The organism is Henriciella mobilis (assembly GCF_003576315.1).
In the GTDB taxonomy this organism is placed as follows: Bacteria; Pseudomonadota; Alphaproteobacteria; order Caulobacterales; family Hyphomonadaceae; genus Henriciella; species Henriciella mobilis.
On record NZ_QWFZ01000003.1, the window covers coordinates 237,015 to 258,632 of the forward strand.

The following is a 21,618-nucleotide window of genomic DNA, read 5'->3' on the forward strand; positions in this document are numbered from 1 at the left end:
TTGGTTTTGCCACGGGTACTATTCCGCAAAACACGACATCGAAGGGAGACCACCATGGCCGACGGACAGGCGCTGCCGCCCTTCCGCCCCCTGCCGCAGAAAGAGCCGGACATCGAAATGGTCCGCAAGCCGGACGGGACGATCTATCTGACACCACGCCAGGCACCGGGCGACCGTCCGAAAACCATACCGCATTGTCTTGATGAACGGGCAAGCGAACATCCCGACCGGGTGTGGCTGAAGCAGCGCGACCCGCAGACCGATGAATGGCGCGCCCTGACCTATGGCGAAGGCAAGAAAAAGGTCGATTCACTGGCGCAGGCACTCCTCGACATGGGCGCTGGTCCTGATGCGCCGGTCATGATCCTGTCAGGCAACTCGATTGAGAGCGCACTCGTGATCCTGGCGGCCCAGAAGATCGGGGCACCTGCGGCGCCGATCTCTGTGCCCTACTCCACGATGTCCAGCGACTTCGGGAAGCTGAAACACTGCTTTGGTGCGGTGAAGCCCAAGGCGATTTTTGTGCAGCAGGTGGAGCCGTTCAAACCGGCGCTCGACGCGCTTGGCGATCACGGTTGCACGGTCTTCGCCAAGGAAGGTGCGACCAACGAGATCCGCTCCTTCGACGAACTGGCTGCGACTGAGCCCACGGCAGCCGTGTCCGAGGCCATGTCGAAGCTGAACGATGACAGCGTTGCGAAATACCTCTTCACATCCGGCTCGACTGGCATGCCCAAACCTGTGCCGACGACGCAGGGCGCCATGTGCTCGATGATCGCGGGGCAGGACGGCCTGCGCGACGACGAGCGCGACCCGGATTATGATCCGGACGAAGTGCATGACGTCCTCGACTGGCTGCCCTGGAACCACATCTCCGGGTCGAACGTGAACTTCAATGGTGCGCTGTGGAATGGCGCGACGTTCTGGATCGATGGCGGCAAGCCGACGCCACAGCTTTTTGGCGAAACGATCCGCAATATCCGGGAAGTCAGCCCTTCCAGTTTCGGGACAGCCCCAATCGCCCTGTCCATGCTGGCCGATGCCATGGAGCATGATGACGACCTGCTGGAAGCCTTCTTCAAGAATATGCGCTCGATCGGCTATGGCGGCGCCACCCTGTCAGACGACCTCTATGACCGGCTGCAGGCTCTCGCCATCAAGGCCACGGGCAAGCGTATTCCGATTGTCACCATGTATGGCGCCACGGAGACCCAGGGCATCACGGTCGTTCACTGGGTCGTCGACCGCGTCGGCCTGATTGGGCTGCCGCTGCCCGGAATGACGCTGAAACTGGTGCCGAATGGCTCCAAGATGGAAGTGCGCGTCAAAGGCCCGAGCGTGATGAGCGGCTATCTGAACATGCCCGAGAAGAATGCCGAGACCTTCGATGAGGAAGGCTATTACAAACTCGGCGATGCGGCGATCATGGTCGACGAAAATGACCCCAACAAGGGCATCATCTTCGACGGACGCGTCGGCGAGGACTTCAAACTGTCCACGGGTACCTGGGTCAGCGTTGGCACGCTGCGGCCGGACCTTGTCGCGGCCTGCTCGCCGCTGGTCTTCGATGCTGTTCTGACCGGACAGGACAAGGATTTCGCTGGCGCGATGTTCTGGCCGTCGCAGGCGACCTTCGAGACCTATGTCAAGGAAGCGGGCGGTGACATGCAGAAGGCCTTCATCCGGCTGACTGGCGAGCTGACGGAGAAGGTTCGCGCGTTCAATGCGAAGGAAAAGGGGTCTTCAAGGCGCATCAAGCGGTTCCTTGTCATGACCGAACCGCCATCCATCGACGCAGGCGAAATCACGGACAAGGGTTATGTGAACCAGCGCGCCGTCATCGACCGGCGGACGGATCTGGTCAAAAGCATTTACACTGATCCGCCGGGGCCGGGCGTCGTCGAACCCTGAGTAACCGGTTTGCAGGATTTTCCGTTCTACACTTAGTCTGCTGATGAGTGCAGAACCGGAGCGGACCGTCATGTTTGACGCGCGAAGCAGCACGCAGAAGGGACTGGGCCTGGGCTTCGGCCTCGGTGTAACCGGCCTCGTTGCCGCATTATTCTTCGGCGCGCTGTACGCGCCGTCCCTGACCGGCCCGGGAAAATCCGTAGTCGAAGCCGAAGCCAGCGCCAGTACGCCGTCGGATAGCGTGCTGGACAGCGCCTTCAGCGATGAGGCTACGCGCACCTATATCCGCAAACTGAGGCGCACTTTCCCATCGGCGGCAGCCGATCTTGAAACCAGCATTCGACGGGCGCTTCGCCGGGATGCCGACGAGGTCGAGCTTGGCCTGATCGTACTGCAGGCAGGGGTGAAGGAGATCGCTGGCAGCGTCGACCGTCTGGCCAGGGCGGATGTGCGCTATTTCGATTCCATCGTCGACCTCTCGCAGGCACAGCTCGATGCCCTCCAGCGGTCTGGCGCGCCATACTGCATGGGCAATGACCTCATGATGTTTGCGGGCCTTTCAGAGCAGCAGCTCTATCGCGCCATCTTTGACCGGGTGGGCCACGGCGCCGGTCTCTATGAATATGCGCTTGGCGTGAATGGCATCCTGCTCAATGCGATTCAGGATGCACGCACCTCGCCGAAGTCCTACGGTCCTCTTACCCATGACGATCAACAGTCCCTGCAGGCGCTTGGCCTGGCCCTTGTGACCCATCCGCAGATCGTGATGCTGCTCACGACGGAGGGAAAGACGCGTAGCGAGATGGATTCGGTTCTGGCTGATACAAATTTCTGTTCGCTGACAACCGATATTCTCGACAAGGTCGAAGCCCTGCCGGCAGAAACGCGGGGCAGGCTCTGGGCGGAAGCCCTGTACCAGGTGTCGAGCGGGCGCTGGCGCTACACGCTTTACCGCTACACCGGCTACTGACCGCCCAATTTTTGCCCTCCCCAAGTCTTACGCATCGCAAGCAACAGCAGTAGGGTGCGGCTCATGGCCATCGACGAGACCATCAAGTCCTTCCTGGACCGTTTCAAGCTGCCCGATTTTTCGCGGCTCGACTGGAAACAGTCGACCGATCGCCTGCGCCAGAGCTTCTATCGTGCCAGCCGGGCGGTCGAGCGCGATGCGCCAGAACTTGCAGAAATCTCGACCCTGCCGGTCGATGGCGCCGATGGGGCCTTGAGAGGTCGGCTCTACACGCCTCTGGGCGCAGGCATAGGACCGGGTCCGGGCATCGTTTTCTTTCATGGCGGGGGGTTCGTCCTCGGCGATCTCGACAGCCATGACATGATATGTCGGCGCCTGGCCGCTGCCTCGAGGTGCCGCGTTCTTTCAGTCGATTACCGGCTGGCACCCGAACACCCCTTCCCGGCGGCCCATCAAGATGCGGTCGCCGCTTGGGAATGGGCCACCCAGCGTACGGATGTTCTGGCCATGGACCCGGATCGGCTTTGTGTCGCAGGCGACAGCGCTGGCGGCAACCTGTCGGCCTTCCTCGCCCAGGAGATGAACCGGGCAAGCGGTCCGCTGCCGGCCTTCCAGCTGCTTCTCTACCCGCTGGTCCAGTTTGCCGACATCCGGTCGAAGAAATCCAGCTTCCAGGAAGGCTTCTTCATTTCGCAGAACCTGTTCGACTATTTCCGGGACGCCTACATCCACTCCGATACCGATCGTATGGATCCGCGCGTATCGCCCCTGTTCGCCGATGATGCGTCTTTCCGGGGCCTGCCGCCGGCTCATCTGGTCCTTTGCGGCTGGGACCCCCTCAAGGACGAGGGCCGGGCCTACGCCGCCAAACTGGCGGCCCACGGCGTTCCTGTTACAATCCGCGAGCATCCCGGCATGGTGCATGGATTCATGAACCTGACGGCCGTTTCGATGCCGGCCCGCGAGGCGATCCGTGAAGCCGGCGAGGTTGTCGGCTCCGCTCTCGGGGCAATCTGACGCCCGCTCCAGGCCATTCAAATTCACATCGGCGCGGGCCTCGAAATTTCGGTTAACATGTGGTTATCATCGCCAATGCGGGGGTGGCCTGAGTGACAGGGATAGCAAGACGATGATTTTCCGTAACAAGTTGGTGGCCGCTATGACCGGGCTGGGACTATGCCTCGGCCTGGCCGCCTGCGATCGGACCGACGAACGTGTCGATCGCCTTGAGGACATCAGCCGCGGCGTGCTCGACCAGCTCGGCGGCGGGTCTGGTGCAGAGCGCGATGCGATGCAATCAGCGCCAGTCTCGGCGAGGGCCCTTGCCGGAAAAATCCTCGAAGCCTCGCCCGTCCTGCCTGGCGCGACCGCCCCGCAGAAATTCGTTGTCGGCTCAATCGTCGCGAAACCACGCGACATGCCTCCGCCGGCTTCTGCATCCCGCTCGCTCAACGTCCCCACCATGGCTGACTACGACGCCTATGTCGCCGGCGATGAAGCCGACGCCGTCATTGTCGTGCCTTCTGAAGAGGACCTCGCCATGATGGAATCCGGCGAGTCCGTGGCCGCCAGCGTCGAGGCACCGAGATCGATCAGCCGCTCGGCCACGAGCAGCCGGCGCATTATCGCCATCGATCCGCGATCGCGCGACCTCTCAGCGTCTGGCGGGATAGTATCAAGGGAAGTCATTCAGGATTCCAAGGCGCTCAGGGCCCCGCTCGGGGAGCGTACACTCTCGATACCCGAAGCCGACGTGTCGCCAGATGGCGGCGCCGCAGCACCACAAGAGCCTCTTCCACCCAAATTGGCGGAGCGCCGCCTGATGATGCCGCGCGCAGCGATGTCGTCCCAGATGGTAGCCGAGACGCGCATGATCGAAACGGCGCAACGCTATGGCCTTGCTGCCAATATCCAGCGCTCACGGTCCGGCCAGATGGTCATCGAGGTCGGCTCGCGTGCGATGAGCCCGACCCGGTACGACGCCAATGACAAGCTGGCCCCGCCTATCGCGGAGGATGACGGTCTGGAGTGCCCTGAAAACCCGACCGCCGAGCAACTGCAGGCAGACCCGCGGCTGGCAACGGTCTGCGTCATCCGGGACCTGCAGAACAGCGGCGATTTCGAATATGTCGAGAAGGACTGGGTCTATCATCACCAGATGATCCGGCGTCCGAAGAATGGCGGCCCGTCGACGACGTCCACGATTACGCCGAACGATCCGCTCTGGAGCCTGCAATGGAACTTTCTTGGTCAGGGCATAGGCGAAGGCAAATCCCAAGGCGGCGCAGGCTTCGTCGATTTCTGGACGAGCCAGGCGACACAAGGCTCCGGCGAAGTGGTTGTCGCCGTGGTCGATACGGGCCTCGAAATGGATCACCCCGATATCAAGGACTCGCCCAACCTCGCCAAGGGCTGGGACATGGTTACCGACATAAACATGGCCAATGACGGCGACAGCAGGGACCCCGATCCCAACGATCCCGGCGACGTATGCCCGGAGGAATTCGTTTACGAGAACACCTATCACGGCACGCATGTGGCCGGCACGGTCGGTGCGAGCGTGACCAACAATGCCGCAGGCGTTGCCGGTGGCGCATGGAACGTGAAAATCGTCCCGGTCCGCGCACTCGGAAAATGCGGCGGCCGTCTCTCCGACATCAATGACGCCATCCGCTGGGCGGGTGGGCTCATTCCCGAATATGACGAACTCGGCAACGAGGTCTGGAACGACAATCCGGCCGATATCATCAACCTGTCCATAGGCATTTTCCGCTTCTGCCCTGCCTCGATGCAGGACGCCATCGACGAGGTTGTCGAGCGCGGCGTGGTCGTCGTGGCCGCAGCCGGAAACGACAAGGTCTCGACGCAGTATTACGCGCCCGGCGGCTGCAACAATGTGATTTCGGTTGCCGCGGGCGATGCGCGGGGCATCATGGCGCCCTATTCCAACTATGGTGCGGAAGTCGATATCCTCGCGCCGGGCGGCGATCTTACGCGCGACGACAATGGTGACGGCCGGCCGGATGGCATCCTGTCGACCAAGACAGCGCATGACTGTGTCGACCCGGTCACCAATGAGAGTATCGACGATTGCTTCTACGCCTATGAGCAAGGCACCAGCATGGCGGCCCCGCACGTCTCGGCCGCGCTTGCCCTGATCAAGAGCAAGCGCCCGTCGCTGAGCGGCAATGCCTTGTCCGATGTGCTGATGTCGGCCCTGACACCCCGCAGCCAAGAACAATGTTCCGGCCTGTGCGTTCAGTATCCAGGGGCCGAGCCGATCGAGGGTTCGCCCGATCTGTGCAAGCGCCCGTGTGGCGGCGGCATGCTGAATCTGAGCAATATCAAACTGGACGAGTAGTCAGGACAGGACAAAGCGATTGACCGACAGCAAGGACACTCCATCGAAAAACTGGCCCGGCAGCCAGATTGGAATCGCGGCTGTCGGCGTGTCCTTGTGTGCGGCCTGTGGCGTGGCCTGGCTGAACGGAGGCGACAATTCCACGACAGCCTCTTCATTCGCGCCCGCTCAGACGTCCACCGCCTCGTCCGAGGCCAACGACGCACCGGTGCCTGAGGAAGGCGAAGTCTTCACCGCGCAATCATCGCCATTGGCCGCGACCGCGGCGTTCGCCATCATCGTGAAGTTCCGCAACGAGCCGGAAATCGCCGACCTCGGAAAGACCTTTCGCAAGGATCCCGACGGGACTCGAGCGAAGTTCCGCGCGTGGGCGGCTGACAAGCCGGCCCTGCGCGGCCTCACCCTAGAGCGTGCCAGCTATTCCGGTGAACTCGTGCTGACCGGATCGGGATCACGGGACATGAAAGACGTCATCGCGGCCATCGAGGCGATGGACAATGTCGCCTATGTTGAGCCAGACTATTCGGCACAACCCAGCAAGGAAGGCTAGCAGGTCATGGTTGAACGGGTGGGAATCGCGCTTTCGGCGGCTTTGTGCATCGCGGTCGCGGGCTGCGACCTCAAATGGGGTGATGAGCCTGCAGAATCTCCGCCGCCATCCGGGACGGCCGAGGTCGAGTCCGTTGAAACCGATGCGGGCCCGCCAGAGGCAACGCCGGTCGAGGCCGACACGGTCAAGCCGGCATCGGTCACGGCCAAGAGCGAAATCGACTGGGAAGCGGCCCGCCGGGATCTTGCTGCCTCAGGTGAGCGCGAAACCACATTCAACATTCAGAGCGGCGGATCGGCGCCGCCTGTGCCGGTGCTCCTGCCATCAGGCCCTGTGCGCACGGCCAGCGCTGGCGGGCCGCAACCACAATTCCGGCCGGTCCCGGACGGCTATTTCGCTGTCTATCCCGGCGAGGACTATAATCTCATCGTGAATGGCACCAATGAGGTCACGAATGTGCCGGGCGGTTCGCCGGGTGACGGTGAGTCGGAAGACATGCGATATGTCGAGACATCAACCGGCGCCATCGTCTCATTCTCACGCTATGGCGCTGATTATATGGTCGAATTCGAATGCCTGGGCTCGGGGGAAGAGGGTGGCAGCTGCATCACCGAAGATGAAGCCTTGGCTGTCGCAGAAGAAATCGTGATCTCGGGGACTCAGTGATGACACGACTCTTGTGGAGTTTCATGCTGGCACTCATCCTGCTGGCAACAGCGGCTTGCGACGCTATCCGGTATCCGGGTGACGGACGTGACAATGAATACAAGCCGGAAACACCGCCCGGCGCACCCGGCCCGGCACCGCCAAGCCAGCCCGTGGACGATCCGTACGGAACTGGCGACAGCGACGAACCTGTCACGGTTGATGAGCCGGATACAGAGACACCGGACAGTCCGGATCCGGATGCCTCAAGCGACACGCCGGATGAAAGCGACGCCAGCGACAGCGACGGTACGGACTCATCTGACGAGCCGGATGCGAGTGATCCGGTTGATCCGGACCCGCAGCCCGAAGACCCGCAACCGGACCCTGAGCCCGAGCCCGTCGTCGTATTCTCCTTCGTCGAACCGGGCCAACTCGAGCCAGGCTCCGGCACCGGCACGCAGGAAACCGAAGCGGTGTTCTCTCCTGAGATGCGATTTCCGATCAAGTCGGCGCCCGCTTTCCTGCAGTCCCAGGTCTGGGGCTATGGTGGCGGCATGAAAGGCGGAGACCAGTGCGATCCGCGCAATTATGAGTATCCATGGCGCGACAATTTCTGCGAAACACGCTCGTCCAACCGCAACTCACCCTACTGCCCGGTCAGCCGGATACATCAGGGTCAGGACATTCGTGTCGGTACGGCAGAGGGCTGTAACGAGCTTCGCCGTACGGCGCCGGCCGAGCGCGCCCTTTATGAAGTCGTCGCGACCGAGGACGGCATCATCCAGTCTATCGGCACCTATACCGTCACGCTCCGGGCCGGGCCGCGCATCTACAAGTACATGCACATGAACATGCGCGCGCTTCAGGTTTCACAAGGCGATACGGTGACGAAAGGCCAGACGCTGGGTTATGTCTCGAATGATTTTGGTGGCACGGCAACGACCTTCCACCTGCATTTCGAGCTACTGCAGAACACCGCCGACAGCGGCTGGGTTCACGTTCCGCCATACACCTCGCTCGTCGCGGCCTATGAAAGGCGCGAAAGCGGGATTGGCGAGGAAATTGTTCCGAATGTCGCCGTGGCGGCCGCAACCACACCTGCGCTGGAAGGCCCGGATGCACCGGTTATCACGGAGGCTTTCGTCATGCCCGATCCGGAGCTGGTGACGGACCCGGAATAAGCAGCTCCCGGCCCGGGTCTGGCGCATGAATTGCGTGCAGTCCTGCTGTTGAAAGAATTTTAATGCGTTAACCGCTTGCTAAGATGTTGCTGTGCGGCAACACTTTGGACTGCGGGGCGCGTAGCAGGATCGAGTAAAACAGCCATGAGTAATGTGGAGAAGCTGCCCGTCCAGCCGCGCCATGAGGGCAAGTCGGTAACGCTGATCGGAACGGATCTACCCGCCCCGTATCTCGACGAAGCAGAACCCTCTCCGCTAATGCACACGGCGTCGCTCTGGTGGCGCCGTTTCGTGAAAACCCTTCAGGTCCTCGCTGTGCTGGCTCTTGTCGGATTTTACCCGGCGCTCATCGTCGCATCGCACGAAATCAATGACAGTCCGGTCATCCTGTCGGCAGAATCGCCATGGGCGTCGCCGGAGACCGGCGTCGTCGTGACGCTGATCGGCCGCGAGATAGAAGGTCCTGGCTGGGCGGCCGATCGCCCTGGCTGGCATCCCCAGGCGCGCCTGACTGCTTTGCCAGCCTGGCAAAACGCTCTGGCGACCTCTCTCAGCCAATTCTCGCGGCTCATGGCCGGAAAATCCCAGACGCCGGATGGCAATCCCGATCCTGACCTGTCTGCCGCGGCCAGGCTTCTGATGCCGGAAGCAGGGCTGGACCAGACCCCCCGGCTGACGGCTGCTGCTGAAGCGCTGGCGCGCTATGAAGGCCGGCTCGAACGCAATCTCGCCTCAAGGCCCTCTGGCGTCACCGACATCGTCGATGAGCTGGCGCTGTTTTCCGGCTGGGCAGACAACTCCTATGAGCGGCTCAGCCAGCGGATCGGCACCCGGGAAGGATGGCCGGCGTCAAAGGAAGACATCCAGGTCTTTTTCGAGGCGCGCGCCCGTGCCCAGGTTGTCAGCCAGATCCTGACCGCAAGCCTCGTGTCTGAGCCGGACATCGCCGTTCGCAATTCGGTCGAGTCCCGCCTCGACCAGATCGAGGCCTATTGGCGCCGGGCCGCAGAGCTTGATCCCATCTTTGTCTCGAATCAGGCGGGGGACGCCCGGCTCATGGCCGATCATCTCGCCATGATGGCTTTCTACCTCCGTCAGGCCGGCGACTCGACGCGAGAACTGGGCGCGGCCCTGCTGTCGGAAGAACAAGCCCGACTGGCTGCACAGGCCGAACAGGAAGCCGGCGAGAGCGCCGACGCCACTGACTCCTGAGACAGCACCGGCTTGAAAGCACGGTCCCGACGGTCCATTTCTGCCTCCAGTGACCAAAGCAGGCAGACCCATGTTCATTCAGACTGAGCCGACCCCGAATCCGGACACGATCAAGTTCCTGCCAGGGGAAACCGTAGCCGGCTCTGCTGGCCCGTTCGACTTCGCCAGCGAATCCGAAGCCGGCATCAGCCCTCTGGCGCGCGCAGTGTTCTCCGTTTCAGGTGTCACGCGCGTGTTTCTCGGCGCTGACTTCCTGTCGGTCAGCAAGGAGGAAGCGACCGACTGGAAACATGTGCGCCCGATGGTGCTGGCCGCGATCATGGACCACTATGTCGCCGGGCTTCCCGTCATCGACGAGGGGGTCACTGCGTCAGCAGAGATAGACGGCGTGACAAGTGCGGCCGACTATGAAGGTGAGACAGCCGAGATCGTCGAGGAGATCCTTGAGCTGATCGAGACGCGAGTCCGCCCGGCCGTTGCTCAGGATGGCGGCGACATCATCTTCCAGCGCTTTGATTCCGACAGCGGCATCGTCCACCTGTCGATGCGCGGCGCTTGCGCGGGGTGTCCTTCTTCCACGATGACCCTTAAACAGGGCATAGAAAACATGTTGAAGGCCTATATTCCGGAAGTAAATGCTGTAGAAGCTGCGCTTTAGGAGAATGAATTCGGAGGTTTTGAATGGCTGATCCAGTCAATGACTACGCGCTGGACCTGATCTGGCGCAAAGGCAGAAGCTATAATGGCTGGCTCGACAAGCCCGTTCCCGAAACCCTGATCCGCGCGGTCTATGACCTCACTAAAATGGGCCCGACCAGCGCCAATTGCAGTCCGGCCCGCTTTGTCTTCGTTCACTCCGAAGACGGCAAGAAACGGCTGGCGAAACATGTCTCCGAAGGCAACCAGACCAAGGTCCTGACGGCGCCGTGGGTTTGCATTATCGCAAATGACCTGATGTTCCAGGAAAAGATTCCAGAGCTGTTCCCGCACAATCCCGGTGCCAAGGACTGGTTCAAGGACAAGGACAAGCGGATCGAAACCGCCGATCGGAACGGCACGCTTCAGGGCGCCTATCTGATGCTCGCTGCGCGGGCGCTCGGCCTCGATTGCGGCCCGATGTCCGGCTTCAACCAGGATGGCGTCGACCTTGAATTCTTCGCCGAGAAGGATGGCACCCACCATTGGCGTTCGAACTTCATTTGCTCGATCGGCCATGGCGACGAAAGCACCATCTTCCCGCGCAGCCCGCGGCTTTCCTTCGAAGACGCCTGCCAGATCATCTGATTTTTCATCATGCTGGTCCTATCCATCGATACATCGGGGCCAGCCTGCGATGTCGCCATCGTGGAAGACGAGGCCGTCCTGGCTGAGGCGAAGGATGAAATGGTGCGCGGACAGGATGCGCGCCTGCCGGGCCTCGTCGATGAGACTGTGCGCGCCGCTGGTGTGACTCTGTCCGATATTGACCGTTTGGCCGTTGTCACCGGGCCGGGGAGCTTTACCGGCGTGCGTGTCGGCATTTCCTTCGCCCGGGGCCTCGCCCTGGCACTGGGCAAACCCTGTATCGGCGTCACCAGTCTCGAAGCAGCCTTGCCCACCGGCCAACAGGGGTCGGCCATTGTACTCCTGCCAGCAAAGCGCCGTCCGCCGGACATCAGTTACTGGGCGCAGCGATTCCGGTCCGGCGACGCGGTAACCGAACCTGAAGAGATTGGACTGGATGCCCTCGCAGCAGAACTGAAAGCGCATCCGCATTTCGTCTATGGCGACGGGCTGGTTGCACTGGAAGACGCCCTCGGCGGCGCCAATATCCATCCCGCCCGACCCACAGCCGCGCGCGCCGCAGCGATCGCGCTCCGGGCCGACCCGGACAAGATGAAGGCCAGCCCTGTATATGTCCGCGCGCCGGATGCCGCCCTGCCCGGCGGAAAGCGCCCGTGACCCACTCTGTCAGGCTCCTGACGCGCGAGGACGCCGCTGGCGTGCACGCGCTTCATGCCCGTTGCTTCCCGCCCGATGAGGCCTGGAGCGCCTGGTCCTTCCGGGACACGCTTGCGCTGCCGACAACGATAGGGCTCGCAACAGAGGCGGGCGAGCGACTTTCCGGCATGATACTGGCCCAGAAGACTCCGCCTGACGCAGACATCCTGACCATGTGCGTGGATCCGGATTATCGCCGCGCCGGCCTCGCGACCGACCTGCTCAATGGACTGGTCCGCCTGCTTGGTCCATATGGCGTCAACCGGCTCTGTCTCGACGTTGCCGCTGACAATGGCGCCGCGACAGCATTCTATGAAAGCAGCGGATTCCTCGCCGATGGCCGGCGCAGGAACTATTATGAACGCAGCGACGGGACACAGGTGGACGCCGTGCTCATGTCGCGCTCAATTGCTGGACAGGCTAATGAATCGGAGGCATGAAGGACGCTATGGATCGGCTTGAAAAACTTTGCGCCGAAAAAGGCCTCAGAATGACGGAGCAGCGCCGCGTCATCGCGCGCGTGCTGTCCGTCGCGGACGACCACCCGGATGCCGAGGAACTGCATCGGCGGGCGAACGAACTGGATAATTCCATCTCGCTCGCAACCGTGTACCGGACAGTGAAACTGTTCGAAGAGAGCGGCATCATCGAACGTCACGAATTCCGCGACGGGCGCGCCCGCTTCGAGGAAGTGCCAACCGAGCACCACGACCACCTGATCGATGTGAAGTCCGGCGACGTTGTCGAGTTCCACTCTGAAGAGATCGAACGTCTGCAGGTCGAGATCGCCGAGCGCCTCGGCTACAAGCTCGTCGACCACCGCCTTGAGCTTTACGGCGTACCGCTCAAGAAGGACTGATGTCACTTACACCTGACTCTGGCCTGAAAGACGCTTTTGAGTCATAAGCGCGCGGATGACCACCCAGACTTCGCGACCCGAGCCGAAGCGTCTTTTCATCAAGACGTATGGCTGCCAGATGAATGTGTATGACTCAGAGCGCATGCGCGATGTGCTGCGCCCGCTCGGCTACCAGCCGGTCGATACGGCCGACAATGCCGACCTCGTCGTGCTGAACACCTGTCATATCCGAGAAAAAGCGACGGAAAAGGTCTATTCCGAGCTTGGCCAGATCAAGAAGCTGAAAGAGGCCGCCGGCGGCAAGATGACAATCGCCGTGGCAGGTTGCGTCGCGCAGGCAGAAGGCGCCGAGATCATGCGCCGCCAGCCCGCGGTCGACCTCGTCCTCGGCCCGCAAGCCTATCACAAGCTGCCGGAAATGGTGGCGCGGGCGAGCCGCGCCGTGGGTGAGCGCCTGGAGACGGAATTCGAAACGCTGGAAAAGTTCGACGCCCTGCCAAAGGCGCGCGAAGCTGACGGCCCGACGGCTTTCCTGTCGGTGCAGGAAGGTTGTGACAAGTTCTGCACGTTCTGCGTCGTGCCCTATACGCGCGGCGCCGAGCTCTCCCGCCCCGTGGACGACATCACGCTCGAAGCCCGAAGCCTTGCTGCGCAAGGCGTGCGCGAAGTCACGCTGCTCGGCCAGAACGTCAATGCCTGGCACGGCGCCGCGCCAAAGCTTGAGGGCGGCGAAGAGTGGGGCCTTGGCAAGCTTGCCCGTCACCTTGCCAGGATTGGCGGCTTTGACCGGATCCGGTACACGACCAGCCACCCTCGCGACATGGATGATGACCTGATCGCGGCGCACGCTGAGGTACCGCAGCTGATGCCCTTCCTGCACCTGCCGGTCCAGTCGGGCTCGGATCGCATTCTCAAGGCGATGAACCGTGGCCACACGGCAGAGCACTATCTCGACATCATGCGGAAGATGCGCGATGCGCGGCCCGACATGGCACTCGCCAGCGATTTCATCGTCGGCTTTCCGGGCGAAAGCGACCAGGATTTCGAAGACACAATGAGTCTTGTGCGCGAAGTCGGCTACGCGATTGCCTATTCGTTCAAGTATTCAGCCCGTCCCGGAACACCGGCAGCCGATATGTTCGGCCATGTGCCCGAAGAGGTGAAGGACGAGCGTCTGCAACGCCTGCAGGCCTTGTTGCGCGACCAGCAGGCGAGTTTCAATGCGTCCAAGATTGGCGAGACCATCCCGGTCCTGGTGACCGGCAAAGGCCGCAATCCCGGCCAGCTGCATGGCCGCAGCCCCTGGATGCAGGCCGTTCACTTCGATGCGCCTGAATCCCTGATGGGGCAGATCGTCGATGTGAAGGTCGCCGGCGCGACGCTGAACTCGCTCGCTGGCGAATACGTGGCCGCGGTAGAGGTTGCCTGACCTTGAAAGGCACGATCACCCGCCTCTACACGCCCGAGAATCCGTCACAGCTCCCATCTATCTGCGGCCCTCAGCATCGCAACCTGATGAAGCTGGAAATGGCGCTGATCGATGGCAAGCTTGAAGCTGAAAGCCAGGGCGGCAGTATCAAGCTATCCGGCTCACCCGATGCTGTTGCGATGGCGGAAGCCACGCTTGCGGCCTTTGAACGCATGCTCAAGGCCAACCCGTCCGCTGGTGAAGATGCTTTCGAAGGTGCGATCGACCAGGCACGGGCGCCGGCAGAAAGCTATGGGTCGCTGTCCGGGCTGCGGGTGCCGATCATGCCGCAGACCAAGACCCAGGCTTCCTATATCGACAAGCTGACCCGTCCGGGCACTGACCTTGTCTTCGGTGTCGGCCCGGCTGGCACCGGCAAGACCTTCCTGGCCGTGGCGGCAGGCGCCGCAGAGCTTCGCAAGAAAACCAAGGAACGGCTGATCATCACGCGCCCGGCCGTCGAGGCAGGCGAGAATCTCGGCTTCCTTCCGGGTGACCTTGAAGAGAAGGTCGAGCCCTATCTGCGTCCGATCTGGGATGCGCTAAACGAAGTGCTCGGGCCCGACCAGGTCGACCGGATGCGCGAGAAGAAAATCATCGAAGTCGCCCCGCTCGCCTTCATGCGCGGGCGCACCTTGAAGAATGCCTTCGTCATCATGGATGAGGCGCAGAACGCCACGGTCGGCCAGACCAAGATGGTGCTGACGCGCCTTGGCCGCGATTCCCGCATGGTCGTTACCGGCGACCCCGGACAGGTCGACCTGCCGCCCAAGACGCCTTCCGGCCTTGCCCATGCGCTGAAGATCCTGGACGGCGTCGAAGGCGTCGGCGTCGTCGAATTCTCAGCCAATGATGTGCGCCGTCACGCCCTCGTTTCGCGCATCATTCGCGCGTATGACAAGGACGCTGAAACAAGCCGATGAGCGTCGTCCTGGATTTACGGATTGAAGCCGAAGGCTGGAGCCAGGCGGTGGGCGATGCCGCGAGCGTGTGCGATGCCGCGCTGTCGGCAGCCCACGCCCTCACAGGCCGGGCCGGTGAGATCGACCTGCTGCTGACGGACGATACTGAAATGCACCAGCTCAATCGCGACTGGCGCGGCAAGGACAAACCGACCGATGTTCTGTCATTCCCGGCCGATCCGCTTGAAGCGCCATTTCTTGGAGATGTCGCGATTGGTCTCGGCGTTGCGAGCCGGGATGCACAGGCGCGCGGAATTTCGCTCAAAGATCATCTCAGCCATCTTGTTATTCACGGCTACCTCCACCTTATTGGCCATGATCACATTGAAGACACAGAGGCGCGTGAAATGGAGGCGCTCGAGATTCGCGCGCTTGCCACGCTCGGCATCGCTGATCCATACTCGGCGCAATCCTGAAGTGTAGGGAAATGAACGACAGCACTGATCGAGAGAGACGGCGCCGTCCGCGGATATTCAGTTTCCGCAGGCGGCGCGATCCTGAGCCAGACGCGCCGTCGCCGGAGGCCCGGCCGCTGCGGCATACGTCCCAGCAGATGAGACTTCGCCTCGCCGAATTCGAACAGGGCCGCGTTGCCGACGTGATGGTACCGCGGGCGGAGATTGTCGGCGTCGAACTCAGCACAGACCTGCCGGCCCTGATCCAGCTTTATGCCGAGGAATCCCATTCGCGCCTGCCCGTCTACCGGGAAACGCTCGACGATCCGATCGGCCTGGTTCACATCAAGGACGTGGTGGGGGAAATCGCACGTGGCGGCGACGGAATGGACCGTCCGCTGGAGCGGCTGCGGCGCGACATCCTTTTCGTGCCGCCATCGATGCGCCTGGCTGATCTTCTTGTGAAAATGCAGTCGAGCCGGATTCACATGGCGCTCGTCGTGGACGAGTATGGCGGTACAGACGGCCTCGTCTCCCTCGAAGACCTCATGGAAGAGATCGTGGGTGACATCGAGGACGAACACGATGAAGAACCTGCCATGGTTGTGCGCCGTGGCCGCCACGCATGGGAAGCGGACGCCAGAATGGAGATTTCCGATTTCATGGAGAAGACGGGGGTCAATCTCGACATACCGGACCTTGATGTCGAAGTGGATACGCTGGGCGGGCTGGCCTTCGCCATTGCCGGCAAGATTCCGCTGCGCGGCGAAGTGCTGCGACACCCGTCGGGTGCCGACCTCGAAATTCTGGATGGCGACGCCCGCCGGGTCGAACGGCTGATCGTCAGGCACCTTCCGGCCGAGGGAACCGCGTGAGCAGCGCCATTCGCAGCCACGGCTTCACTGCCCTTGGCCCCCTGCACGAAGCGCTCGCCAAACTGATTGGCTGGCGTGCTCTGGGGTTTGCTGCCCTGCTGGGTGCATTTTCGGCGCTGGCCTTCGCGCCGTTCCACCTCACACCTGCCCTCATCGTTTCCGTAACCTGTCTCATCTGGATGATGGATGGCGCCCGCGGCATGATCCGCTGGGGCCGCGCCATGTTCATGCGGGGCTGGGCCTTCGGGTTCGGCTTTTTCCTGATTGGCATGCACTGGACCGCCTCACCCTTTCTCATCGAACCTGAGAAGCATGCTGTCTTCCTATGGATGCCGCTGATCGCGCTACCGGGCGGCATGGCACTGATCTGGGGCGCTGGAGCGGCGCTGGCCGGGGCCTTCTGGTCTGCATCGCCCTCCCGTGTCTTCATCTTCTCGATATTTTTCGCACTCAGTGAACTGGCGCGCGGACACCTTTTTGGCGGCTTCCCGTGGAACATCTTTGGCACGACCTGGTCGCCCGGGGACGCGCTGTCACAGGCCGCCGCAATCGGCGGCGTATACTGGCTGACGCTTCTCACCCTGTTCATCAGCGCTGCGCCAGCCGCCATGGTCGACACGCGCGAATCGCGCGGCGTCATGGGCCGGGCGCTACCCGTCCTCATGGCCGTGATACTGATCGGCTTTGGCTGGGCTTGGGGTGCGCAGCGTATCGCCCAGCCATCCGCGATGAGCGAAGAAACCGTCGTGCTCATGGATGCCGGCATCCCTCAAGCGCAGAAGTATAATGGCCGTGGTGAAGCCGTGCTCGAACGCTATGGCGAATTCCTTCGCGACATTGAGAGCGACCCGAATGACATCGTCATCTGGCCGGAAGGCGCCCTGCCATTCGAGCTGCTGGCCAATAATTACGCGCTGGACGTCATCTCCGCCTATCTCGGCCAGCGCTCGCTCATTGTCGGCACGACGAGACGCAGCTTCGATGGCCGCGACGGTGTCTATCACAACAGCCTCGCCGTTCTGCAGACAGAAAGCGGGCGCGCCGAGCTTATCGCCCTTTATGACAAGCATCGCCTGGTGCCCTTTGGCGAACTGCCCGCCAGCCGGATCGTCCCGTTCGGCGAATATATGTCGGCTTTCCTGCCAAGCGCGATGCAGCAGCTCGCGACCAGCGGGTTCGAACCGGGCAGCGAACCGACAGTTCTTTTCCCGGCAAACCTGCCGCCTTTCGTCGCCCTCATCTGCTATGAGGGGCTGTTTCCCGAGATCACCCGGAACGCCGGTCCGCAGCGCGAAGAAGCAAGATGGATTGTCACCATCTCGAACGATGCCTGGTTCGGGGCGGGCATGGGGCCAGCCCAGCATTATGCACAAAACCGCTATCGCGCGATCGAGAGCGGCCTGCCTATGGCCCGTGTGGCGAGCCGCGGCGCTACGGCGATGGTTGATGGCCTGGGACGGGAGACGGCGCGCGGCCAGCGCGTGACAGGCGATCCGGCCGGATGGGTATCGTCTGTCGTTCGCACGCCGCTTCCTGCCGCGATGCCCGTCACCCCCTATCAGAGATATGGTCCAGCCTTGTTCTGGCTGACCCTGACGGGCTTTGTTGTTCTGGCCTTTGTCTCATGGCGACGCTAGACAGACCGTTGGTCGAGTAAAAGGCAGACATTTCAAGCATGTCGGAAAGCAAACTTCCCAGCAAGATTGACCATCTGGTCGGCCAGCGCCTGCGCTGGCGGCGCAGGGAGTTGAAGCTGACCCAGGAACAGCTTGGCGAAAAGCTGGGTCTGACCTTTCAGCAGGTCCAGAAGTACGAGAAGGGCGTGAACCGAATTTCGGCAGGACGGCTTTACGAGATGTCGACCGTGCTCGATATCCCGATCCTGTACTTCTATGAGGGCGCTGAGGACTACCTCGCCTTGCCCGCAAATGTAAGGGAAGACAACGAGCCGGCCGGGCCCCTGCCGCAGCTTGATCAGGAAGCAATGGAGCTTCTGGCCGCATTCCAGCAGATTGCGGACGAGGAGCTTCGCAAGTCCCTTCTGTCGACTATTAAGGCAGCGGCCGCAGCCAGTGCACCAAATTCCTGAAGGAGCCTAGCCGGGGCCTCCCGAAGGCTATAACAGGGCAAGATCACTCACTCTAACGAGCGGATACTATTTTGACCCCAGCAGATTTTCTTTTCACCAGTGAAAGTGTTTCTGAAGGCCATCCAGACAAGGTCTGTGACCGCGTCTCTGACGAAATCGTCGACCTCTATTTCCGGGAAGCGCTGAAGGCGGGTTACGATACCTCGCGCGTTCGCGTTGCCTGCGAAACCGCTGCAACGACCAACCAGGTCGCCCTGCTCGGCGAGATGCGCGGCCCCGACACGATCACGCACGAAATGATCGAAGACGTCGTTCGCAATGCCATCAAGGATATCGGGTATCAGCAGAGCGGCTTCCACTGGCAGTATCTGAAGCTCCACAACTGGCTGCACGGCCAGTCCGAGGACATTGCTGCCGGCGTGGACGAAGGCACCGGCACCTTTACCGACGAAGGCGCTGGCGACCAGGGCATCATGTTCGGCTATGCGAGCGACGAGACAGACGAGCTCATGCCCGCCCCGATTTCCTTCTCCCACCGCATTCTGAAGCGTATGGCCGAGCTTCGCCATTCCGGCGAACGCCCCGAGTTCGAACCGGACGCGAAAAGCCAGGTCACCATGGCCTATCGCGATGGCAAGCCGATCGGAGTCGATGCCGTGGTCGTCTCGACCCAGCACCGCGACGGGCTGTCAGCTGGCGATGTCCGCGAACTCGTCCGCCCGATCATCAAGGAAGTTCTTCCGGACGGCTGGCTGCCAAAGGAAGAGAAGCTTTACGTCAACCCGACCGGCAAGTTCGTCATCGGCGGCCCCGATGGCGACGCAGGGCTGACCGGCCGCAAGATCATCGTCGACACCTATGGCGGTTCTGCTCCGCATGGTGGCGGTGCGTTCTCCGGCAAGGACCCGACAAAGGTCGACCGGTCCGCCGCCTATGCCGCGCGCTATCTTGCAAAGAACGTGGTCGCCGCCGGGCTCGCCAAACGCTGCACGCTTCAGCTCTCCTACGCGATTGGTGTGTCACAGCCCCTGTCGATCAATGTGAACCTGCATGACACCGCCAATACGGACGAGCGAGCCCTGGAAAAGCGCCTGATGGAAATCATGGACCTCTCCCCGCGCGGGATTCGCACGACGCTTGGCCTCAACAAGCCGATCTATGCGCGCACGGCCGCCTATGGCCACTTCGGCCGCCAGCCTGACAATGAGGGCGGATTCTCCTGGGAGAGAACCGATCTGGTCGACAGTCTGAAGGACCTTGTCAGCTAGGCTTGCCGACAGGACCAGAGGGGCTCTCTGGCCAGCAAACAATACGAAGACGGGCCCTTCGCGGCCCGTCTTTTCTTTTGGCCGACAAGGCCAGCAAGCCGGCAAACCGGCCATGCGTAACGGTTTTTCAAACACTGCCGAGTACCGTGCGGGCAAACAAAGTCCGAAAAAGCGTGGTGAGTGTCGTGGCGTTCCGTAAACTGATCATTCAGATTCCGTGCTTCAACGAGGAGCAGACCCTCGCGATTGCGCTCAGCCACCTGCCGCGAGAGGTGCCCGGTTACGACACCGTCGAATGGCTGATCGTCGATGACGGTTCGACCGACGATACGGTCCGCGTTGCGCGTGAACACGGTGTCGATCACATCGTTTCCCTGCGTCACAATCAGGGGCTCGCCCGCGGCTTCATGGCGGGCATTGAAGCCTCGTTGAAGCTGGGCGCCGACACGATCGTCAATACAGATGCCGACAACCAGTACGACGCGTCCTGCATTCCCGACCTCGTCGCTCCTATTGTCGAGGGTAAGGCAGAGATCGTCGTCGGTGCGCGCCCGATCAACGACACACCGCACTTCTCCGGCATCAAGAAGTTCCTGCAGCGGCTGGGCAGCTTCGCAGTCCGCGTGGCCAGCAATACGTCCATCCCGGATGCCCCCTCAGGCTTCCGCGCGATCCACCGCGAAGCCGCCATGCGGATGTTCGTTTTTTCCGAGTACACCTATACGCTCGAGACCATCATCCAGGCCGGCCGCAAGAATATGCGAATTACGTCCGTGCCGGTCCGCACCAACGAGGATCTGCGCCCGTCGCGGCTGGTCAAGAGCATTGCAAGTTATGTCCAGCGTTCGCTGGTCACCATCCTGCGCGTCTTCATCACCTACAAGCCGCTCCGGGCCTGCTTCACGGTCGGATCGGTCTTTGCGCTTGGCGCCGCCGCACTCGGCCTGCGCTTCCTGTGGGCCTTCATGACAGGAGACGGGGCTGGCAAGGTCCAGTCGCTGATCCTGCTCAGCGTGCTGGCCATGGCGTCGTTCGTATCCTTCGCCGTCGGCGTCATCGCCGAGCTTCAGGCCGCCAATCGCAACCTGCTGGAAGACATTCGTTTGCGGCTGCTGCGAGCCGAACTGGCAAGTGAGGAGACGCGTTCGCAGCGCGCCCGCTTTGACCAGGTCCGCCAGGAGCTTGCTGAAACCGATCCCGCCCAGCGTCCCGCGGGCCTCCAGTCGCGAGCAGGATAAACGCCATGCCGCAGAGCCAGACATTCTCCAACACCCCCATCGCCGCCTACGACAATGTCGCTGGGAACCACTACGACAAGTACAATACGGGCAATCCAATTGCCCGTTGGCTTATGAATGGATTTCTCAGCGCATTTGACACGCTCGCCGCCCAGTCGGGCGCGGCTGAAGCGTTCGAGGCCGGCTGCGGAGAAGGCCACTTGTCACTCCGTCTTGAGCGCGCAGGCCTGAACGTGCGCGGCGTCGACCTAGAAGAAAGCGCCATCGCCGAAGCCCGGGCCAATGCCAGCGACGAGGGCGCCGCCGCCCAATTCGATGTCGCCGATCTTTATACGCTCGACCCGGCCACCCATGGCGCGCCCCTTGTCGTCAGCTGTGAGGTGCTCGAACACGTGCCGGACCCAGATCGGGCGCTCGATGTTCTGACGAAGCTTGCGCAACCCTGGCTGCTCGTTTCAGTGCCACGCGAACCGGTCTGGCGCGCGATGAACATGGCGCGCGGCAAGTATCTCGGCCAGCTCGGCAACACGCCCGGCCATATTCAGCATTGGTCGGCGTCCGGGTTTGAAGCCCTGGTCTCCCGGCACGCCCGCATTGTCGCAACCCGCCGACCCCTGCCTTGGACGATGCTGCTTTGCCGGTGCGACTGAA

The 21,618-nt window shown here is 62.0% G+C and carries 22 protein-coding genes; all 22 read left to right on the top strand.

Going from position 1 to position 21,618, the window contains the following annotated elements; all coding sequences use genetic code 11:
• Positions 1-54: 54 nt before the first annotated feature.
• The 22 genes from D1227_RS01160 to D1227_RS01265 all read left to right on the top strand — a co-directional run bounded on the left by D1227_RS01160 (position 55) and on the right by D1227_RS01265 (position 21,617).
• Positions 55-1,911 carry an AMP-binding protein gene (locus D1227_RS01160; RefSeq protein WP_119375377.1) on the top strand — a complete coding sequence of 619 codons (1,857 nt, stop codon included), beginning with the start codon at positions 55-57 and terminating at the stop codon, positions 1,909-1,911.
• 70 nt (positions 1,912-1,981) lie between these two features.
• Positions 1,982-2,881, top strand: a complete 900-nt coding sequence (locus D1227_RS01165; RefSeq protein ID WP_158586533.1) for a hypothetical protein — start codon at positions 1,982-1,984, stop codon at positions 2,879-2,881.
• 63 nt (positions 2,882-2,944) lie between these two features.
• Complete coding sequence (locus D1227_RS01170; RefSeq protein WP_119403493.1) at positions 2,945-3,898, top strand: alpha/beta hydrolase; 954 nt, start codon at positions 2,945-2,947, stop codon at positions 3,896-3,898.
• Between the two features lie 142 nt (positions 3,899-4,040).
• Entirely contained in the window at positions 4,041-6,242 is a 2,202-nt protein-coding gene (locus tag D1227_RS01175) for a S8 family peptidase (RefSeq protein ID WP_119403494.1), read from the top strand.
• A gap of 19 nt (positions 6,243-6,261) precedes the next feature.
• A complete protein-coding gene (locus D1227_RS01180; RefSeq protein WP_119375381.1) occupies positions 6,262-6,792 on the top strand; it encodes a hypothetical protein in 531 nt (176 codons plus the stop codon).
• A 6-nt stretch (positions 6,793-6,798) separates the two neighbouring features.
• Entirely contained in the window at positions 6,799-7,458 is a 660-nt protein-coding gene (locus tag D1227_RS01185) for a hypothetical protein (RefSeq protein ID WP_119375382.1), read from the top strand.
• Positions 7,458-8,621: a M23 family metallopeptidase gene (locus D1227_RS01190; RefSeq protein WP_119403495.1), complete on the top strand. Its 1,164-nt coding sequence runs from the start codon at positions 7,458-7,460 to the stop codon at positions 8,619-8,621. The genes D1227_RS01185 and D1227_RS01190 overlap by 1 nt, the downstream gene beginning before the upstream one ends.
• A 144-nt stretch (positions 8,622-8,765) precedes the next feature.
• Positions 8,766-9,833 (top strand): hypothetical protein, encoded by a 1,068-nt coding sequence (locus D1227_RS01195; protein ID WP_119375384.1) that lies wholly within the window; start codon positions 8,766-8,768, stop codon positions 9,831-9,833.
• A 70-nt stretch (positions 9,834-9,903) separates the two neighbouring features.
• Complete coding sequence (locus D1227_RS20400; RefSeq protein ID WP_119375385.1) at positions 9,904-10,491, top strand: NifU family protein; 588 nt, start codon at positions 9,904-9,906, stop codon at positions 10,489-10,491.
• Between the two features lie 23 nt (positions 10,492-10,514).
• Positions 10,515-11,117 carry a malonic semialdehyde reductase gene (locus D1227_RS01205; protein ID WP_119375386.1) on the top strand — a complete coding sequence of 201 codons (603 nt, stop codon included), beginning with the start codon at positions 10,515-10,517 and terminating at the stop codon, positions 11,115-11,117.
• A 9-nt stretch (positions 11,118-11,126) separates the two neighbouring features.
• Positions 11,127-11,774: a tRNA (adenosine(37)-N6)-threonylcarbamoyltransferase complex dimerization subunit type 1 TsaB gene (gene tsaB, locus D1227_RS01210; protein ID WP_119403496.1), complete on the top strand. Its 648-nt coding sequence runs from the start codon at positions 11,127-11,129 to the stop codon at positions 11,772-11,774.
• The gene (locus tag D1227_RS01215; RefSeq protein WP_158586534.1) at positions 11,771-12,253 is read left to right on the top strand and encodes a GNAT family N-acetyltransferase; all 483 of its coding nucleotides are present in this window, start codon (positions 11,771-11,773) and stop codon (positions 12,251-12,253) included. Before tsaB ends, D1227_RS01215 begins: the two co-directional genes overlap by 4 nt.
• An 8-nt stretch (positions 12,254-12,261) precedes the next feature.
• The gene (locus D1227_RS01220; protein ID WP_119375389.1) at positions 12,262-12,672 is read left to right on the top strand and encodes a Fur family transcriptional regulator; all 411 of its coding nucleotides are present in this window, start codon (positions 12,262-12,264) and stop codon (positions 12,670-12,672) included.
• A gap of 55 nt (positions 12,673-12,727) precedes the next feature.
• Positions 12,728-14,101 carry a tRNA (N6-isopentenyl adenosine(37)-C2)-methylthiotransferase MiaB gene (miaB, locus tag D1227_RS01225; protein ID WP_119403498.1) on the top strand — a complete coding sequence of 458 codons (1,374 nt, stop codon included), beginning with the start codon at positions 12,728-12,730 and terminating at the stop codon, positions 14,099-14,101.
• 2 nt (positions 14,102-14,103) lie between these two features.
• Positions 14,104-15,063, top strand: coding sequence for a PhoH family protein (locus D1227_RS01230; protein WP_119403499.1), 960 nt, complete (start codon positions 14,104-14,106; stop codon positions 15,061-15,063).
• The gene (gene ybeY / locus D1227_RS01235; RefSeq protein ID WP_119375392.1) at positions 15,060-15,518 is read left to right on the top strand and encodes an rRNA maturation RNase YbeY; all 459 of its coding nucleotides are present in this window, start codon (positions 15,060-15,062) and stop codon (positions 15,516-15,518) included. Before D1227_RS01230 ends, ybeY begins: the two co-directional genes overlap by 4 nt.
• A 137-nt stretch (positions 15,519-15,655) precedes the next feature.
• Positions 15,656-16,372, top strand: coding sequence for a hemolysin family protein (locus D1227_RS01240; protein ID WP_233349506.1), 717 nt, complete (start codon positions 15,656-15,658; stop codon positions 16,370-16,372).
• The gene (gene lnt / locus D1227_RS01245; RefSeq protein ID WP_119403500.1) at positions 16,369-18,009 is read left to right on the top strand and encodes an apolipoprotein N-acyltransferase; all 1,641 of its coding nucleotides are present in this window, start codon (positions 16,369-16,371) and stop codon (positions 18,007-18,009) included. Before D1227_RS01240 ends, lnt begins: the two co-directional genes overlap by 4 nt.
• A 38-nt stretch (positions 18,010-18,047) precedes the next feature.
• Positions 18,048-18,461, top strand: coding sequence for a helix-turn-helix domain-containing protein (locus D1227_RS01250; protein WP_119375395.1), 414 nt, complete (start codon positions 18,048-18,050; stop codon positions 18,459-18,461).
• Positions 18,462-18,532: 71 nt separating this feature from the next.
• Entirely contained in the window at positions 18,533-19,729 is a 1,197-nt protein-coding gene (gene metK, locus D1227_RS01255; RefSeq protein ID WP_119403501.1) for a methionine adenosyltransferase, read from the top strand.
• Positions 19,730-19,914: 185 nt separating this feature from the next.
• The gene (locus D1227_RS01260) at positions 19,915-20,967 is read left to right on the top strand and encodes a glycosyltransferase family 2 protein (protein WP_199288297.1); all 1,053 of its coding nucleotides are present in this window, start codon (positions 19,915-19,917) and stop codon (positions 20,965-20,967) included.
• A gap of 5 nt (positions 20,968-20,972) precedes the next feature.
• Entirely contained in the window at positions 20,973-21,617 is a 645-nt protein-coding gene (locus D1227_RS01265; protein ID WP_119403502.1) for a class I SAM-dependent methyltransferase, read from the top strand.
• Position 21,618: the final 1 nt, after the last annotated feature.

Bases quoted from the DNA above. Each gene is read 5' to 3' on its own strand.
- D1227_RS01160 (WP_119375377.1), top strand. From the start codon at position 55: ATGGCCGACGGACAGGCGCTGCCGCCCTTCCGCCCCCTGCCGCAGAAA.
- D1227_RS01185 (WP_119375382.1), top strand. From the start codon at position 6,799: ATGGTTGAACGGGTGGGAATCGCGCTTTCGGCGGCTTTGTGCATCGCG.
- miaB (WP_119403498.1), top strand. From the start codon at position 12,728: ATGACCACCCAGACTTCGCGACCCGAGCCGAAGCGTCTTTTCATCAAG.
- D1227_RS01190 (WP_119403495.1), top strand. From the start codon at position 7,458: ATGACACGACTCTTGTGGAGTTTCATGCTGGCACTCATCCTGCTGGCA.
- D1227_RS01250 (WP_119375395.1), top strand. From the start codon at position 18,048: ATGTCGGAAAGCAAACTTCCCAGCAAGATTGACCATCTGGTCGGCCAG.
- D1227_RS01165 (WP_158586533.1), top strand. From the start codon at position 1,982: ATGTTTGACGCGCGAAGCAGCACGCAGAAGGGACTGGGCCTGGGCTTC.
- D1227_RS20400 (WP_119375385.1), top strand. From the start codon at position 9,904: ATGTTCATTCAGACTGAGCCGACCCCGAATCCGGACACGATCAAGTTC.
- tsaB (WP_119403496.1), top strand. From the start codon at position 11,127: ATGCTGGTCCTATCCATCGATACATCGGGGCCAGCCTGCGATGTCGCC.
- D1227_RS01175 (WP_119403494.1), top strand. From the start codon at position 4,041: ATGACCGGGCTGGGACTATGCCTCGGCCTGGCCGCCTGCGATCGGACC.
- D1227_RS01170 (WP_119403493.1), top strand. From the start codon at position 2,945: ATGGCCATCGACGAGACCATCAAGTCCTTCCTGGACCGTTTCAAGCTG.
- D1227_RS01205 (WP_119375386.1), top strand. From the start codon at position 10,515: ATGGCTGATCCAGTCAATGACTACGCGCTGGACCTGATCTGGCGCAAA.
- D1227_RS01195 (WP_119375384.1), top strand. From the start codon at position 8,766: ATGAGTAATGTGGAGAAGCTGCCCGTCCAGCCGCGCCATGAGGGCAAG.
- D1227_RS01240 (WP_233349506.1), top strand. From the start codon at position 15,656: ATGAGACTTCGCCTCGCCGAATTCGAACAGGGCCGCGTTGCCGACGTG.
- D1227_RS01220 (WP_119375389.1), top strand. From the start codon at position 12,262: ATGGATCGGCTTGAAAAACTTTGCGCCGAAAAAGGCCTCAGAATGACG.
- D1227_RS01265 (WP_119403502.1), top strand. From the start codon at position 20,973: ATGCCGCAGAGCCAGACATTCTCCAACACCCCCATCGCCGCCTACGAC.
- ybeY (WP_119375392.1), top strand. From the start codon at position 15,060: ATGAGCGTCGTCCTGGATTTACGGATTGAAGCCGAAGGCTGGAGCCAG.